Source organism: Agromyces sp. Y782, from assembly GCF_059445405.1.
Window position 1 is genome coordinate 1,508,472 of the sequence record NZ_JCAIUG010000001.1, and the last position, 15,025, is coordinate 1,523,496.

General features: G+C 69.8%; 14 protein-coding genes. 5 read left to right on the top strand and 9 right to left on the bottom strand.

All coding sequences use genetic code 11. The annotated features are described in order from the left end of the window. Nucleotides 1-69: 69 nt before the first annotated feature. Complete coding sequence (locus tag AC1C2S_RS06845; protein WP_495351776.1) at nucleotides 70-1,347, bottom strand: MFS transporter; 1,278 nt, start codon at nucleotides 1,345-1,347, stop codon at nucleotides 70-72. A gap of 94 nt (nucleotides 1,348-1,441) precedes the next feature. Between AC1C2S_RS06845 and AC1C2S_RS06850 the strand changes: the two genes are divergently transcribed. Continuing rightward, nucleotides 1,442-2,023 carry a TetR/AcrR family transcriptional regulator gene (locus AC1C2S_RS06850; RefSeq protein WP_495351777.1) on the top strand — a complete coding sequence of 194 codons (582 nt, stop codon included), beginning with the start codon at nucleotides 1,442-1,444 and terminating at the stop codon, nucleotides 2,021-2,023. A gap of 91 nt (nucleotides 2,024-2,114) precedes the next feature. Here AC1C2S_RS06850 and AC1C2S_RS06855 read toward each other — a convergent pair whose 3' ends face one another. Continuing rightward, a complete protein-coding gene (locus AC1C2S_RS06855; protein ID WP_495351778.1) occupies nucleotides 2,115-2,657 on the bottom strand; it encodes a DUF1990 domain-containing protein in 543 nt (180 codons plus the stop codon). A 201-nt stretch (nucleotides 2,658-2,858) separates the two neighbouring features. Here AC1C2S_RS06855 and AC1C2S_RS06860 point away from each other — a divergent pair, with 201 nt between their 5' ends. Further along, on the top strand, nucleotides 2,859-4,361 hold the full coding sequence (locus tag AC1C2S_RS06860) for a carboxylesterase/lipase family protein (protein ID WP_495351779.1): 1,503 nt from the start codon (nucleotides 2,859-2,861) through the stop codon (nucleotides 4,359-4,361). Between the two features lie 103 nt (nucleotides 4,362-4,464). Then, nucleotides 4,465-5,373, top strand: coding sequence for an AraC family transcriptional regulator (locus AC1C2S_RS06865; protein ID WP_495351780.1), 909 nt, complete (start codon nucleotides 4,465-4,467; stop codon nucleotides 5,371-5,373). A 2-nt stretch (nucleotides 5,374-5,375) separates the two neighbouring features. Here AC1C2S_RS06865 and AC1C2S_RS06870 read toward each other — a convergent pair whose 3' ends face one another. Beyond that, on the bottom strand, nucleotides 5,376-6,617 hold the full coding sequence (locus tag AC1C2S_RS06870; protein ID WP_495351781.1) for an MFS transporter: 1,242 nt from the start codon (nucleotides 6,615-6,617) through the stop codon (nucleotides 5,376-5,378). Nucleotides 6,618-6,784: 167 nt separating this feature from the next. On the opposite strand from AC1C2S_RS06870, the gene AC1C2S_RS06875 reads away from it, so the two are divergent. Next, entirely contained in the window at nucleotides 6,785-8,056 is a 1,272-nt protein-coding gene (locus tag AC1C2S_RS06875; protein WP_495351782.1) for an ROK family protein, read from the top strand. Here AC1C2S_RS06875 and AC1C2S_RS06880 read toward each other — a convergent pair. The 4 genes from AC1C2S_RS06880 to AC1C2S_RS06895 all read right to left on the bottom strand — a co-directional run bounded on the left by AC1C2S_RS06880 (nucleotide 8,008) and on the right by AC1C2S_RS06895 (nucleotide 11,842). Beyond that, on the bottom strand, nucleotides 8,008-8,823 hold the full coding sequence (locus AC1C2S_RS06880; RefSeq protein ID WP_495351783.1) for a polyprenol monophosphomannose synthase: 816 nt from the start codon (nucleotides 8,821-8,823) through the stop codon (nucleotides 8,008-8,010). The two genes, AC1C2S_RS06875 and AC1C2S_RS06880, sit on opposite strands and share 49 nt — an antisense overlap. Nucleotides 8,824-8,873: 50 nt before the next feature. After that, nucleotides 8,874-10,397 carry a peptide MFS transporter gene (locus AC1C2S_RS06885; protein ID WP_495351784.1) on the bottom strand — a complete coding sequence of 508 codons (1,524 nt, stop codon included), beginning with the start codon at nucleotides 10,395-10,397 and terminating at the stop codon, nucleotides 8,874-8,876. A 222-nt stretch (nucleotides 10,398-10,619) separates the two neighbouring features. After that, complete coding sequence (locus AC1C2S_RS06890) at nucleotides 10,620-11,171, bottom strand: TetR/AcrR family transcriptional regulator (RefSeq protein ID WP_495351785.1); 552 nt, start codon at nucleotides 11,169-11,171, stop codon at nucleotides 10,620-10,622. Nucleotides 11,172-11,254: 83 nt separating this feature from the next. Then, nucleotides 11,255-11,842, bottom strand: a complete 588-nt coding sequence (locus tag AC1C2S_RS06895; protein WP_495351786.1) for a Rho termination factor N-terminal domain-containing protein — start codon at nucleotides 11,840-11,842, stop codon at nucleotides 11,255-11,257. Nucleotides 11,843-12,048: 206 nt separating this feature from the next. Here AC1C2S_RS06895 and AC1C2S_RS06900 point away from each other — a divergent pair, with 206 nt between their 5' ends. Continuing rightward, complete coding sequence (locus AC1C2S_RS06900; protein WP_495351787.1) at nucleotides 12,049-12,795, top strand: DUF4097 family beta strand repeat-containing protein; 747 nt, start codon at nucleotides 12,049-12,051, stop codon at nucleotides 12,793-12,795. A 25-nt stretch (nucleotides 12,796-12,820) separates the two neighbouring features. On the opposite strand, the gene rocD is transcribed toward AC1C2S_RS06900, so the two are convergent. Beyond that, a complete protein-coding gene (rocD, locus tag AC1C2S_RS06905) occupies nucleotides 12,821-14,080 on the bottom strand; it encodes an ornithine--oxo-acid transaminase (RefSeq protein WP_495351788.1) in 1,260 nt (419 codons plus the stop codon). Beyond that, nucleotides 14,077-14,949 (bottom strand): dimethylargininase, encoded by an 873-nt coding sequence (gene ddaH, locus AC1C2S_RS06910; RefSeq protein WP_495351789.1) that lies wholly within the window; start codon nucleotides 14,947-14,949, stop codon nucleotides 14,077-14,079. The genes rocD and ddaH overlap by 4 nt, the downstream gene beginning before the upstream one ends. Nucleotides 14,950-15,025: the final 76 nt, after the last annotated feature.

Genomic DNA, 15,025 nt, shown 5'->3' on the forward strand with positions numbered 1-15,025 from the left:
GTTCGGCATAGTCCTTCCGCCGAGCGTCGCGAGCGCCCGGACGAGCGTCGCGAGCGCCCTGCACCGCCATCACTTCACCGCCTTGATCGGCCACACCGCGCACGCACCGAGGATCGAGAGGACGATGCCGATCGGGAACAGGGCGAAGAAGCTGCCGAAGCTCAACACGATCGCCCCGGCGACGGCGGGTGCGAGGGTCTGCGGCATCGTCGCGGCGATGTTCACGACGCCGAGGTCCTTTGCGAACGACTTGGCCGAGGGCAGCACCTCGCTCATGAGTGCGGTGTCGACGGCGCCGAACATGCCGAAGCCGAAGCCGGACGCGACCGAGAAGATCAGCCAGCCCTCGAAGGTCGGCATGAACATCGGAATGAGCATGGCGAGACCGACGACGGCGGAGGAGGCGAAGACGAAGATCTTGCGGCGGCCGAGCTTGTCGGAGAGCGGTCCGGAGATGAGCGTCGAGACGATGATGCCGCCGAGGGAGGCGAGGCCGAAGATCGGGATGGCCGCGCCGGCGGCCTCACCCAGGCCGATGTAGTCCTGCAGGATGAACAGCTGGTAACCGGTGATGGCGAAGTAGCCGGTGTAGAGCAGGAGCCGGCCCGTGAAGGCCCAGAAGAAGTCGGGGTGCGTGACGGGATTGACCCAGAACGTCTTCAGGAACTCGACGAAGTTGAAGGGCCGGCGTGAGTCGTTCTTGGACGAGTGGTCGGGGTTGAAGACGATGAAGAGCACGATGACGACGAGAGCGACGCCCGCGAGGGTGACGTAGGCCGCTGGAATGTCGGAGAGGAGCATCGATCCGACGATCTGGCCGCCCAGAGCGCCGAGCATCGAGCCGAGGCCCGCGAGGGCCGAGAAGGTGCCGCGCGCGGACCGCGGCACTCGATCGGGCAGCACCGCTGAGAGTGGACCCTGCGTGAAGTTGTAGGCGATCTGCACGATGATCCACGCGATCGTGATCTGCGCGATGGAGTTCGCGAGGCCCATGCCGACGAGCGCGAGTCCGCCGATCAGCACGCCGGCGACCATCCAGGGCGCGCGACGCCCGAACCGGCTGCGGGTGCGGTCGGAGATCTGACCGGCGATCGGTTGGGCGAGCATCGCGGCGAGAGCCCCGATCGTGGTCACGACGGCGAGGTTGGCGACCTTGTTGGCCTCGTCGAGCTCGGCGATCTGCGTTGCGAGCAGGAGGCCGGGGATGGCTCCCCACAGCACGAAGATTGAGATGTTCGCCGGAATGATCCAGCCGAGGAGTCGCTTGAGGGTGCCGGTGACGAGCGGTCGGGGTTCGTCCGTGCCGTCGGGCTCGACGGTGGGCGCGGGGGCAGACGCCATTGTCATGTGTGGTCCTTTCGAGGCCTCGACGTTGAGGCGGGTGGCAAAACCATACATCGCTCGGTTTTTGTTCGCAAGAAGACTTCCGTAGCATGCAGGTATGGCACGCAGGGGTTCATACGCGAAGGGCGTCGCGAAGCGCGAGGAGATCCTCACGGCCGCACTCGACGTCATCGCGCGCAACGGCTATCGCCGCACGAGCGTGCGCGAGCTGGCCGACGCCGTCGGGCTCAGCCAGGCGGGGCTCCTGCACTACTTCAGCTCGAAGGAGGAGCTCTTCCAAGAGATCCTCCGCAAGCGCGACGAGGTCGACCTCGCCGCCTACGGCCCCGACTTCGGCCAGCCGATCGACGGCCTCGCACGCCTCGTCGCCCACAATATGGAAGTGCCGGGACTCGTGCAGCTGTACGCGCAGGTCTCGACCGAGGCCGCCGGCGCCCCCGATCACCCTTCGCACGCCTACTTCATCGAGCGTTACGGCATGATCCGCGGCCATTTCGCCGGGTTCGTCCGAGACGAACAGGCCGCCGGTCGCGTCTCCTCCGACATCGACGCCGACAGCACCGCGGCACTGCTCGTGGCGGTGACCGACGGCCTCCAGACCCAGTGGATGCTCGACCCGTCATTCGACATGGTCGACCACATCCGCCGATTCTGGCACCTCATCACGCGACAGCCCTGATGAGGCCTCGCCCATCCACTCGTCGCCGACCCATCTGAGGACCCGATCGGCGGAGGAGCACGCGCATCGGGTCCTCTCGCGGCGGAACGGCTCATCCGAGCGGGCCGGCGAGGGCACGAAGGTAACGGCGCACCACGATGCTGCGAGCCATCGCGAGTACCGGTGCGAGCAGCCGCCACGCTCGAGCCGGATGCGCGAACGCCCGTACCGTCACGCGCACATCGTCGTCTGCGCCCCATTCGACGATGAAGGCCTCTTCCCCCATGAGTGGATGCCGCGGCAGCGTGCCGTAGCCGAAACCGGCGCGCCGCGCTTCATCCTCGACCCACACGACGCGCACCGGTTCGCGGAGGGTGCCGATCGGCAGGTGGAATCGCAATTCGGCGTCATCGCCCGCGCGCACCGGCGGGTTGCCGTCTCCGGCATCGCCGTGCACCCGGAAGCCGGAGCGTGTCTTGATGCCCCACCGCAGCACCTCGCGCCGCGCGAACTCCCACCGCGCCTCGCCCGTGCCGACGAGCACGGTGCGCTCGGTGGCCCGGTAGCCGTCGGGCGGGTCGCTCAGCAGCGACGCATCGCGGGTCGCCCCGACACGGGGGTACTGCAGCGTCTCGTGCCGTGCATCACCTGCCATGACCCGCACCTTATCCGAGCCGAGCATCTGAGGACCCGATCGGCGGAGGAGTACCCGATCGGTGCCGCACAAGCCGCACTCCTCCCCGCGTCGGGCCTTCTCGCGGCGGCTACCCGATGCTGTTCGTCTTCGGTATCGTCGCGATCATCGCTGCGGCATCGTGGCTCATCCCCATCAAGAGCGTTCGTGAGGAGTCGCACCATGTCACCTGTCACCAGCGAGACCCACGTCGAGGTCGAGACGCTCGCCGGTCGCGTCCGCGGTCTCTGGCGAGCGGATGTCGCAGGCAATCGTTCGGCCGCGTTCCTCGGTATCCCCTTCGCCGAGGCACCCGTCGGTGAACGGCGCTTCGCCGACCCCGTACCGCATGCGCCTTGGGCGGGCGTGCGCGACGCACTCGAGTTCGGACCGACCGCGCAGCGCGGCGACCCCGGCGTGACGCTCATTCCCGAACCGTCGGTACCGGGCGAGTCGACGCTGAACGTCAACGTGTTCACGCCGGCTCCGGCGCTCCCCGAGCCCGTCGAAGGGGCCGCCCTGCCGGTGCTCGTCTACATCCACGGCGGCGGCTACTTCGCCGGCTCACCGGCGAGCCCTTGGTACGACGGCGCCGCGTTCAACCGCGACGGCGTCGTCACCGTGTCGATCTCGTATCGTCTCGGTTTCGACGGCTTCGGCTGGATCGCGGATGCCCCGCCGAACCGCGGCGTGCTCGACTGGTTGCTCGCGCTCGAGTGGGTGCGCGACAACATCGCGGCGTTCGGTGGCGACCCGACCAGGGTCACGATCTCCGGCCAGTCGGCGGGCGGCGGAGCGGTGCTGACGCTGTTGGGGATGCCCCGGGCCCAGGAGCTCTTCGCCGGTGCGTACAGCATCTCGGGTGCGGCGGCCGACATCGCGCCCGAGCGGGCCGAGGCGTTCGGCCGCGAGCTCGCGGCGCTCGGCGGCGTCGAGCCGACCCGCGCGGGCCTCGCCTCACTCAGCGAGGCGCGGGTGCGCGAGCTGCAGAAGCAGCTCACCGACCCCGCACCCGGTGGCAACCCGATGGACCTGCTGCGCGGCTTCATCGACGACGGCCTCTCGCTCGGTCCGGTGATCGACGGCGAGCTGATTCCGCACGGCACGGTCGACGCGATCGCGGCAGGCATCGGCGCCGACAAGCCGCTCGTGCTCGGCACCCTCGACGACGAGTTCTCGATGATCCTCGACGGCGCGAAGGGCAAGCTGCGCTGGCTGCCCGCCGGATTCATGCTCGGCAAGGTCGGCCTCCGCGGCACTGCTCGCGCGGCGTACCTCGCGGCGAATCGCGACGTGCGGCGACTCGGCACCGCGGCCGTCCTCGGCCGGTACATCACCGACCGCATGTTCCGCACCCTCGCCCTTCGGGTCGCCGAAGCGCGTGGGTCCGCGCCGACGTGGCTCTACCGGTTCTCGTGGCGATCGCCGAAGTTCGGCAGCGCCGTGCACTGCCTCGATGTGCCGTTCTTCTTCGATTGCCTCGGCGCTGAGCGCGTCGACGTGATCGCCGGCGATCACCCGTCGCACGCGCTCGCCGACGAGGTGCACGGCAGTGCGGTCACCTTCGTGCGCGACGGTGCAGCGACATGGCCGCGATTCACGGATGCCGCGGGCGCGACGCGCATCTACGACCTCCCGTCGAGCGTGGCCGACGACGGCTACGCGAGCGTGCGCCCGCTGCTCTGAACGGGGCAGCGTCGGCGTTCCCACGACTCGCGCTGCGCGGCGGCACATCGAGGTGTTCGGTGCGCCCGGGAATGGATCGCCGCCCGGCGCGCTTGCTTCACACATGAACGCGATCAACGTGATCGAAGCTCGACCGCTCCACGTCGTGGCTGTCGACGCTGAGCCGAGCATCGACGCCGTGCTCGAGCGCCTGCACTGGCGGGTGCTCGAGTTCGGCCACCGCGATCTCTCGGCCGGCGCCGTCGTGCACGACGAGGGGCGCGGCATCCGTTTCCACTACCTCGCGAGCGGCGCTCTCGAACTGCGTCGTGGCACCGACGAGCCCCTGTCGATGCAGGCGGGCGACTTCGTCATGCTGCCGCGCGGCGGCCGGCTCGAGCTGCACGTCGCGCGCGACACACTGCTCCTGAGCGGTTCGCTCGCACTCGACGGTACCGATCCGATCTCATCCGGCGTCATGGCGCCGGTGCTGTTCACCTGCGGGTTCCGCATGCACGAACCGGTCTTCGCTTCACTACTCGAGGCGATGCACCGGGAGTCGGCGAGCGCTCGCCCCGGCAGCGGCTCCGTGATCGAACGGCTCGCCGACGTCGTGGCATCCGCCGCCGTGCGCATCTGGCTCGAACGCGGCTGCGGCTCCGCACGCGATTGGCTCGCCTCGACACGCGATCCGCACCTCGGTCGAGCTCTCGAGGCGATCCACGACGACCCGGGTTCGCCGTGGACCGTCGAATCACTCGCACGCCTCGCGCGGTCGTCGCGTTCGCAGTTCGCCGAGCAGTTCAGGGATGCGGTCGGCGACACTCCCGCCCGGTATGTCGCGCGGGTGCGCATGGAACGAGCCGAGCGGATGCTTCGGGCTGGCGCCCAGGTCGGCGACATCGCATATCAGCTCGGCTATGAGAGCGACGCGGGCTTCAGCCGCGCGTTCCGCCGCCATGCCGGGGTCTCGCCGAGTTCGTGGCGCCGCGCCTCGGCGAGCGCCCGCGAGCCGGTGCGCCCCGTCGCCTGATCCTAGGCGCGCTCGCCGCGGATGACGGCCGACGCAGAGCTCAGCACCCCGCCACCGAGCACCGCCGCGATACCGCCGGCGATGAGTGCAGCCTGCACGCCGACCGAGTCGATGAGAAGCCCTCCGACCGCCGCACCGATCGTGATCGCGACCTGGAACGCGGCGACCACGAGGCCACCGGCACTCTCGAGGCGGTCGGGGGCGACGCGGGCGATCCAGGTCTGCGCCATCGTCGGCACCGCACCGAAGCCGACTCCCCAGACGAACACCGTCACCGCGGCGAGCGCGACGTTGGCACCCGCCACCGCGAAGATCACGGTGGCCACGCCGATCGCGACGGGAGCGGCGATCACCACCACAGAGAGTCGCCGGTCGGCCATCAGGCCCGCGAGCACGTTGCCGACGAAGTTCGCGACGCCGTAGACGAGGAGGAGGAGTGCGAGGAGCGCACCGGTCAGACCGTCGATCATCTCGAAAGCCGGGCGCAGGTATGTGAAGCCCATGAAGTGTCCACCGGCGATGAGCGTGACCGCGAGGAGGCCGAGGGCGATGATCGGGGTCCGGGCCGTCTGCAGTAGGGTGCGGAAACCCGGCGCTCCACTGGGCGGGATCGAGGGCAGCGTCGCGAGCTGCGCGGCGAGGGTCAGCACGCCCGCCCCCGCGGCGATCAGGAACACCGCACGCCAGCCGAGCAGCTCGCCGAGGAAGGCGCCGGCCGGTACGGCCGCGATCGTCGCGAGTGAGACCCCAGAATTCACGATCGTCATGGCGCGTCCGAGCCGGTCGCCCGGCACGAGCTGCGCCGTGACCGCCAGCGACATCGCCCAGAAGCCCGAGATCGCGATGCCGAGCAGGAGCCGCGAAGCGAGCATGAGCCCGAAGACCGGAGAGATCGCGACGAGCACGTTCGACACGATCGCGAGCGTCGTGAGTCCGGTCATCACCCACCGGCGATCCAGCCGCGGCAGGCCCGAGACGATGAGCGGTCCGCCGATGATGCCGATGACGCTCGTCGCCGTGACGAGCTGGCCCGCGGCGCCCTCGGTGATTCCGAGTTCGGCCGCGATCGGAGACAGCAGGCTCGCGGGCAGGAACTCGCTCGCGACGAGGGTGAAGATGCCGAAACCGAGCGAGACGACGGCGAGCCACGCACCCGGCCGTACCGGCGTCGATCGCCCCGGCGCGGCATTCGGCGCGGCATCGGGCGCGATCGCCGGAGTGGACAGCGTGTTCGTCGACGACATGGGTCTCCTTCAGGTGGAGTCCCAGCTTGGCGCGCGGCAGCTCGGCCCACCCGACCGTTCGTCGCCGCGGTATGACCGATCCCCCGGAAGCGTCAGCGCACCGATTGCGATGTTGACCCCTGAATGGGGTACGTGACCGCAAGCGCTGCGGGCAGCATGCTTGGGCCATGACGCAGGTCGGCGAGACATCCGTTCCCACCACCACCGCACCGATCGATCTGCAGCGCGAGCACTCGGCGCTCGTGCTCGACCACCTCATGACGCACGGCCCCGCGACGCGCAGCGAACTGGGCACGGTCACCGGGCTCGGCAGGGGCGCGATCGCGGGCGTCACCTCGCGGCTCCTCGACGCCGGAGTGCTGCGCACGGGGCTGCCGGATGCCGCGGGCGACGGCCGCGCCGCGCCGCTCTCACTCGCGGCCGCCCACCATGTGCTCGTCACCGCGTACGTCGGACGCGACGACGCGATCGCCACGGTCGCGACGCTCGGCGGCGCCGAAGTCGCCCGCTTCACCGCACCTCTCACGCCGCCGTGGGGCACCGAGTTCGACGTCGAGACGCCGGGTTCCGAGCGTTGGCCGACGCCGCTCGAGTCGCTCGCCGTCGTGCTGGGGCGAGCCCTGGCGCGAGCGGATCGGGCGGAGCATCCGGTCGCCGATGTCAGCGTGCTCGTCGACGGCATCGTCGTCGGCAGACCCGAGGTGGTCATCGCCGACTCACGACTCGGCGCCGAGCCCCTCGACCTGCTCGGCGAACTCCGCGCGCGCACCCCCGGATTCCGCGACGTCGAAGCCTCGCTCCCGGTGCCCGTCGCACTCGTGCCGACGTCCGTCGTCGCGGCGGCGGCCGAGCGCATCGACCTGCCGGGCGTCGACGACCTGCTCTTCATCTCGGGAGACGACGGGGTCACGGCCGCCGTCGTCAGCGAGGGCCGGCTGCTTCGGGGTGCGCACGGACTCGCCGCGACGTTCGGTCACCTGCCGATCGTGCAGGGCGGTGTGCGCTGCGAGTGCGGGCAACGCGGATGCCTCGCGACCGTCGCCTCGGCCGAGGTCGTGCTCGAGCGGGCACGACTCGACACCTTCGCCGCCCAGCACGGACGCCGCGCGGCCCTCGATGAACTCGTGCAGCGGGTCGAAGACGGCGAGGATCGCGCCCGCTGGGCCTGGCTCGACGCGGCGCTCTGGATCGGGCGTGCATTGCAGCTCGTGGTGCCGACGGTCGATCCGGCCACCGTGGTCGTCGGCGGCTACTGGGCGCGCCTCGCCGACGACATCGAGTCGGCATTCCGCGACAACCGGCCGACCATCGGCAACGGGGCGCTCGGTGCGATCCCCACGCTCGCACTGGCGCGACACGGCGAAGATGGTGTGCTCGTGGGCGCCCGTCTTCAGGCGCGGGAACGCCTCGTCGCCGACCCGTCGCTGCTCGTCGGCTGAGCCGATGCGCGCTTGGCCCGCCGGGCCCGCGCCGCTCGCCCGAATCCGCTGCGAATCCCCCACCCGGTGACGCGCACCATCGCCTCGAGCACGATGCCGATGCTCATCTTCGACCGGCCGTGCACCCGCTCGACGAACGTCACCGGCACCTCCACGACCGAGAGTCCCGCCTCGCGTGCATGCCAGAGCATGTCGACCTGGAACCCGTAGCCGCGTGTGTGCACGTCGTCGAGCCGGATGCGCCGCAGGCCCCCGGCGCGGAACGCCCGGTAGCCCGCTGTGGCGTCGCGCGTGTCGAGGCCGAGCATGGTGCGGGCGTATGCACTGCCGGCACGCGAGAGCAGCTCCCGGCGGCGCGGCCAGTTCTCGATGGACCCCCCGGGGATCCACCGGGAACCGATGACGAGGTCGACGGGGCGGCCTGCGGCATCCGGCGACAGGAACCGTTCGAGCAGTTGCGGCAGTTGCTCCGGCAGGTGGGAACCGTCGGCGTCGAGCTGCACGATCGGGTCGAAGCCCTCGGCGAGCGCCCACGCGAAGGCATCGAGATAGGCGGCGCCGAGACCGTGCTTCTCGATGCGATGCAGCACCTGCACCGAGGCATCCGTCGCCGCCAGTTCGTCGGCCAGCACGCCCGTGCCGTCGGGTGAGGAGTCGTCGACGACGAGCACGGATGCCGCGGGCACCGTCGCCCGCACGCGTGCGACGGTCGCGACGAGGTTCTCGCGCTCGTTGTAGGTGGGGATCACCACCAGCGGTCGGGTCATCCATCGAATCGTAGCTGCCCGCGCGGCGGCACGTGGAGGTGGTATGCGCCTCAGCGCACGCCGGCCATGAGCTTCAGCACACTGCGGCTTCCGAGCGCGAGCGCGGCGCCGAGCACGATCGCGATGGCGCCGAGCACGCCGAAGTACGCCACCTCGGTGTCGGCCGAGTAGAACGTCGCGAGCTGGCCCGAGATCGCCGAGCCGAGCGCGACGGAGAGGAAGAACAGCGCCACCATCTGCGTGTGGAACACCTTCGGGGCGAGCTTCGTCGTCACCGACAGGCCGACCGGCGAGAGCAGCAGCTCGGCGACGGTGAAGATGAAGAGGATGCCGACGATCGCCAGCAGCGGGGTCGAGTTCGCTGCCCCGCCTGCGAACGGGATGAACAGCAGGAAGGCGACGCCCATGATCGCCGTGCCGAGTGCGAACTTGATCGGCGTCGAGGGCTGACGGTCGCCGAGCTTCGTCCAGATCGCGGCGAACACTCCAGACAGGATGATGATGAAGATCGGGTTGATCGACTGCACCCACGACACCGGCATCTCCCAGCCGAAGAGGTCGCGGTTCAATTGCTTGTCGGAGTAGATCGTGAGCACCGTGAACTGCTGCTGGTAGAGCGACCAGAATGCGACGCTCGCGACGAACAGCGGGATGAACCCGAACACCCGGCTGCGTTCGACACCCGAGATGCGCTTGCTCGAGAGGATCACCGCGAAGTACGAGACCGCGGCGACGATCGTCGCGCCGATGACCCAGGTGACGAGGTTGGCCGGGTTCACGAGGCCGGTGAGCACGAGCACGACGACCACGATGACGGATGCCACGGCGACACCGATGACGAGGCCGATGCGGTCGCGGGGCAGCGGGTTCGGCACCACGGATGCCTCTGGCGGCAGCCCTTTGCGCCCGAACGAGTACTGGATCAGACCGATCGCCATGCCGACCGCGGCGAGCCCGAATCCCCAGTGGAAGCCGATCGTCGACGCCAGGAGCCCGGTGAGCAGCGGGCCGAGGAACGCGCCGAGGTTGATGCCGAGGTAGAAGATCGAGAATCCGGCGTCGCGGCGCGGGTCATGCTCGGAGTAGAGCGTGCCGACGACGCTCGTGGCGTTGGCCTTCAACCCGCCGGAGCCGAACGCGACGAGGATCAGGCCGACGCCGACCCCGAGGAACCCGGGGATGAGCGCGAGCGCGATGTGCCCGGCCATGATGACGATGGCGCTGTAGAACAGCACCTTCTCGCTGCCGAGCAGGCGGTCGGCGATCCACGCTCCCAGGATCGTGGAGAGGTAGACGCCGCCGCCGTACGCCCCGACGATGCCGGCTGCGGCGGTCTCGTCCATGCCGAGTCCGCCGTCGACCGCCGAGTAGTACAGGTAGATGAGCAGGATCCCCTGCATGCCGTAGAAGCTGAATCGCTCCCACATCTCGACGCCGAAGATGTGCACGAGTGATCGCGGCTGTCCGAAGAAGCCGTGGTCGCCCCGAGTGTCGCGCGACGAGTCGCCTTCGCCGGTTCCCCTCGGCTCAGGCGGCCCGTACTCCCCCGGGGCAGGTTCGGTGACGCTGCCCATGGGGGTTACCATACTCCTCGACCTCGGGGTCGCGTTCGAACCCGCCCGCCGAGCCGCTCAGCGCCATCGACCGGGGTCGAAGCATCCCGATTGCGCCGGTGGTCGATGACGACGCCGCACTGCGCCTCGCCGAGCTCCTGGCACCGAACGCTCGTCGCTCGGCGGCGCCGGCCTGATGCGAGCCCCGGTCGCGGCTGCCGTGCCGTGCACTTCTGCGGAGCGTCAGCGCTCGCCGTGAAGGACGGCGTCGACGACTCGCTGGGAATGAGCGATGATGCGGGCCGGCTCGGCACGCGCCACGACCGTGTCGGGCATCGTGGCGCGCATCACGGCGATTCCCAGCGCCCAAGCCGCGACGAGGTCGGCGCGCAGCGCTGCATCGTCTTCGGACGCCTGGCCGGCGAGATGATCGAGGTAGGGCCCGCACACCTCTGCCTGCAGCCGACGTTGCCCGTCGGCCGTCGCCGCCGACTTCAGCATCGCGAGAACGGGGCTCGGTTCGCCACGTGGCCGGAACGCGAGGAGCTCGAGCAAGGCGGTGCTGAAATCGTCGCTCGAGAGCTCGAGGAGCTCTTCGGGGTCGGTCGTCGCGGTGGCCGCGACGAAGATGCCGTCCTTCGACCCGAAGTAGCGGAACACGAGCGCGGCGTCCACGCCGGCCGCGGCGGCGATGGCGCGCACGCTCGTGCCCTCGTAGCCCGATTCGCTGAACAGGCGCCGCGCCGAGTCGAGAAGTCGCGCACGGGTCGCGGCCCGATCTCGATGAATGACCATGACCCGATCATAAGTCAGCACTAAGTGACTTAGCCGAGCCCGCCCGCGCTACCTCGCCCGCGCCGGCCCTGACGCTTCCCGCCTCAGCTGCGGAGAGAGGCAATCAGTTGCGCCTTCGTGAATCGCGAGTAGCCGGGGATCGCGCGTTGCTTCGCGAGCTGCCGCAGTTGCGCGACGGTCTGCGAGTCGAGGTCAGCAGCGGCCACCGCTCGAGGCGCGCGAACGGCGGCCTTCGCAGTGGGTCTCGCTGATCTCGCGGCTGGTCTCGCGGCGGGTCTCGCGGCGGGTCTCGCGGCGGGTTTCGCCGACTTCGCAGCGGTCGTCGAGGACTTCGCAGACTTCGTCGAGTTGTTCACGACAGGTTCCGCCGCGGCCGCCTTCACCGACGTGCGGAGGTCGGCAGCGACCGCCTCGAGCCTCGCGTCCACCTCAGCGGCCCGCTTCCTCGCGACCTTGTCGACCTTCTTCGCCAGCCGCGCCACCTCGTCCGCCCGCTTCCTCCCGGACTTGCGAAGGTCGGCGGCGACCGCCTCGAGCCTCGCGTCCACCTCAGCGGCCCGCTTCCTCGCGGCCTTGTCGACCTTCTTCGCCAGCCGTTTCGCCTCGGATACCGCGTCGCGCGCATTGTCGAGCGCCTTCGCAGCTGCCTTCTCCACGTTGTTCTTTGCCATCGTCATCCCCCGATTCAGACGTCCGCCCGGTGATCAGCGGTTGGAGCATGGTACCGCGGGCCGCTCTCAGCGCTCCGAGCGCGCGTTGGTGCGATTCCCCGGTGCCCGCTCCAGAGTCGGGGGAAAGCCCCCGTGCCTGCGGCACGCAGCCATCGTTAGAGTCGATCGCAGAGGCGGGCATTTGCCGCGCCCGAAAGGGGAGATCGATGACCGCAACCGCACGGATGACACGCACGCTCGCGATCGGCGCCGTCACGGCCTCGGCTCTGCTGCTGAGCGGATGCGCGTTCCTCGCCCCACCGGAGCGATTCAGCGATGACGCCACCTTGGCCGAGCAGGTGCACGCGATCGAGATCGATGACCCGGAGGGCAGCGTCACCGTGGAGGGTATCGAAGGCGCCACCGATGTGGCGCTCTCGCGCACGGTGTCGTATCGAGGCGAGCAGACGATCGGGCTGACCTACGAGGTTCGCGATGGCGTGCTCGTGCTCGATGGCTGCGGCCGGAACTGCACTGTCGACTACACGATCGAACTCCCCGCAGGCGTCGATGTGCGCGGCTCCACCTCGAACGGCGCGATCGAGCTCAGCGGAGTGAACGAGGTCGATGTCAAGACGAGCAACGGCAGGATCGAGCTCGACGATGTCACGGGCGCCATCGACGCCGAGACGAGCAACGGGCGCATCGAGGGGCGCGCCCTGGCCGGCGCCGGAGTGCGCGCGGCGACCTCGAACGGTGCGATCGACCTGCGGCTCGAGGCGCCGCAGGATGTCGAGGCCCGCAGCTCGAATGGAGCCATCGACGTCACTGTGCCGACGGGTGCGGCCACATACCGAGTGACGACCGACTCTTCGAACGGGTCGGTCGACGTCGGCATCGACGACGACTCCGACGGCGAGTTCCTGCTCGACCTCACCACCTCGAACGGGTCGATCACGATCACCGGCCGCTGACGACGACCCTGCTGGGGCCGGCTGGCTAGGGACGCACGAGGCCCACCCGTGCGGTGAGCTCGTCGAGCACGACCGTGAATTGGTCGACGGCCCAGTCGAGATCGGCCTGCTCCACCACGATCGGCGGCGCGAGGCGGATCGTCGAACCGTGCGTGTCCTTCGCGAGCACGCCGCGGCGCATGAGCGCCTCGCACACCTCGCGTCCGGTGGCGAGCGCCGGGTCGATGTCGATGCCCGCCCAGAGGCCGGCGCCGCGAACGTCGACGACGCCGCGCCCGACGAGCGAGCGCAGTCGCGACTGCAAGTGGGCGCCGAGCATCCGGGCACGCTCCTGCGGCTGACCGCTCGCGAGCATGCGCACGACTTCGAGCCCCACGGATGCCGCGAGCGGATTGCCCCCGAAAGTCGACCCGTGCTCGCCCGGCCGGAGCACCCCGAGCACATCCCGGTCGCCGACGACAGCGGACACGGGCACGATGCCGCCGCCGAGCGCCTTGCCGAGCAGGTAGAGGTCGGGCACGACGCCGACGAGGTCGCAGGCGAAGGTCGCTCCGACTCGGCCGAGCCCCGACTGGATCTCGTCCGCGATCATGAGCACGTTGTGCTCGGAGCAGATCGCGCGCACCGCCGGCAGGAAACCCGCGGGCGGCACGACGATGCCGGCCTCGCCCTGGATGGGCTCCACGAGCACCGCGACGGTGTTTTCGTCGATGGCCGCGGCGATCGCGTCGGCGTCGCCGTAGGGCACCATACGGAAGCCCGGCGTGTACGGCCCGAAGTCCGCGCGGGCGTCGGGGTCGTCGCTGAACGAGATGATCGTCGTCGTGCGGCCGTGGAAGTTGCCGGCCATCACGATGATGTTCGCGGCATCCGGCGCCACGCCCTTCACCCGGTAGCCCCAGGCGCGTGCCACCTTGATGCCCGACTCGACCGCCTCGGCGCCGGTGTTCATGGGCAGCACCAGGTCTTTGCCGCAGAGCGCGGCGAGTTCGGTGACGAACGGCCCGAGCCGGTCGTTGTGGAACGCGCGGCTCGTGAGCGTGATGCGTCCGAGCTGCTCCTGTGCCGCCTCGACGAGCCGCGGGTTGCCGTGTCCGAAGTTCACCGCCGAGTAGGCGGCGAGGCAATCGAGGTAGCGGCGCCCACCGACATCCGTCACCCAGGCGCCGTCACCCGAGGCGACGACCACTGGCAGCGGGTGGTAGTTGTGCGCGGCGTGCTCCTCTTCGAGCCCGATCGCCTCGTTCGTGAGGTCGGTGGTCACGGCGTTGTTCGTGGCGGTCATCGGCGCAGCTCCAGGGTGCAGCATTTGACGCCGCCGCCGCCGAGCAGCAGCTCGGAGAGGTCGACGCCGATCGGGTGGTACCCGTGTTCACGCAATTGCCGCTCGAAGTCGGTCGCCCGCGAGGCGATGACCACGTTGTACCCGTCGCTGAACGAGTTGAGGCCGAGCACCGCGGCATCCGCCTCGTTCACGATGATGGCGTCGGGAAAGCGCGCCCGCAGCACGGCGACGGATGCCTCGTCGAACGCACTCGGCAGGTACGCGATGTGCTCCTGGCCGGGCGTCGGATCGAGTACCGCGATCGCCGTGTCGAGGTGATAGAAGTTCGGGTCCACGAGCCGGAGTGTGACGACCTCGCGGCCGAAGATCGCGGCGAGTTCGGCGTGCGAACGCGAATCGCTGCGGAATCCCGTGCCCGCGAGGACCGCATCGCCGACGAGCAGGAAGTCGCCCTCGCCCTCGTTGACCTCTTCGGGCACCCGCACCTCGAGGCCCGCCTCACGGAACCAGCGCATGTACGCCGGCCCCTCGGGCTGCCGTTCGGCGTGCGCGAACTTCGCGCCGTACGCGATGCCGTCGATGACGAAGCCGCCATTGGCCGCGTAGACCATGTCGGGCAGCCCCGCGATCGGATCGATCAGCGCCACCTCGTATCCGAGTTCGAGGTACGTGTCGTAGAGCACCTGCCACTGCGCGAGCGCGAGGCTCGTGTTCGTCGGCTGTGCCGGGTTCATCCACGGGTTGATGCGGTAGACCACGGTGAAATGCTCGGGGCGGCACATGAGCACGGTGCGCCCGGTGGCGCGGCGCTCGGGCCTGGTTCGGCGCTGCTCGCCGGGCTGCTCCCCGGTCTCGATCACGGTCGACATCTCACTCCTTCGAGAGGTGAGCGGATGCTGCGCGGCCTCGTGGGCTCGCGGCATCCGCATGGACTGCACTGCCGGC

Bases quoted from the DNA above. Each gene is read 5' to 3' on its own strand.
- AC1C2S_RS06855 (WP_495351778.1), bottom strand. From the start codon at position 2,657: ATGGCAGGTGATGCACGGCACGAGACGCTGCAGTACCCCCGTGTCGGG.
- ddaH (WP_495351789.1), bottom strand. From the start codon at position 14,949: ATGTCGACCGTGATCGAGACCGGGGAGCAGCCCGGCGAGCAGCGCCGA.
- AC1C2S_RS06875 (WP_495351782.1), top strand. From the start codon at position 6,785: ATGACGCAGGTCGGCGAGACATCCGTTCCCACCACCACCGCACCGATC.
- AC1C2S_RS06845 (WP_495351776.1), bottom strand. From the start codon at position 1,347: ATGACAATGGCGTCTGCCCCCGCGCCCACCGTCGAGCCCGACGGCACG.
- AC1C2S_RS06890 (WP_495351785.1), bottom strand. From the start codon at position 11,171: ATGGTCATTCATCGAGATCGGGCCGCGACCCGTGCGCGACTTCTCGAC.
- AC1C2S_RS06850 (WP_495351777.1), top strand. From the start codon at position 1,442: ATGGCACGCAGGGGTTCATACGCGAAGGGCGTCGCGAAGCGCGAGGAG.
- AC1C2S_RS06895 (WP_495351786.1), bottom strand. From the start codon at position 11,842: ATGGCAAAGAACAACGTGGAGAAGGCAGCTGCGAAGGCGCTCGACAAT.
- AC1C2S_RS06870 (WP_495351781.1), bottom strand. From the start codon at position 6,617: ATGTCGTCGACGAACACGCTGTCCACTCCGGCGATCGCGCCCGATGCC.
- AC1C2S_RS06865 (WP_495351780.1), top strand. From the start codon at position 4,465: ATGAACGCGATCAACGTGATCGAAGCTCGACCGCTCCACGTCGTGGCT.
- AC1C2S_RS06885 (WP_495351784.1), bottom strand. From the start codon at position 10,397: ATGGGCAGCGTCACCGAACCTGCCCCGGGGGAGTACGGGCCGCCTGAG.
- rocD (WP_495351788.1), bottom strand. From the start codon at position 14,080: ATGACCGCCACGAACAACGCCGTGACCACCGACCTCACGAACGAGGCG.
- AC1C2S_RS06880 (WP_495351783.1), bottom strand. From the start codon at position 8,823: ATGACCCGACCGCTGGTGGTGATCCCCACCTACAACGAGCGCGAGAAC.
- AC1C2S_RS06900 (WP_495351787.1), top strand. From the start codon at position 12,049: ATGACCGCAACCGCACGGATGACACGCACGCTCGCGATCGGCGCCGTC.
- AC1C2S_RS06860 (WP_495351779.1), top strand. From the start codon at position 2,859: ATGTCACCTGTCACCAGCGAGACCCACGTCGAGGTCGAGACGCTCGCC.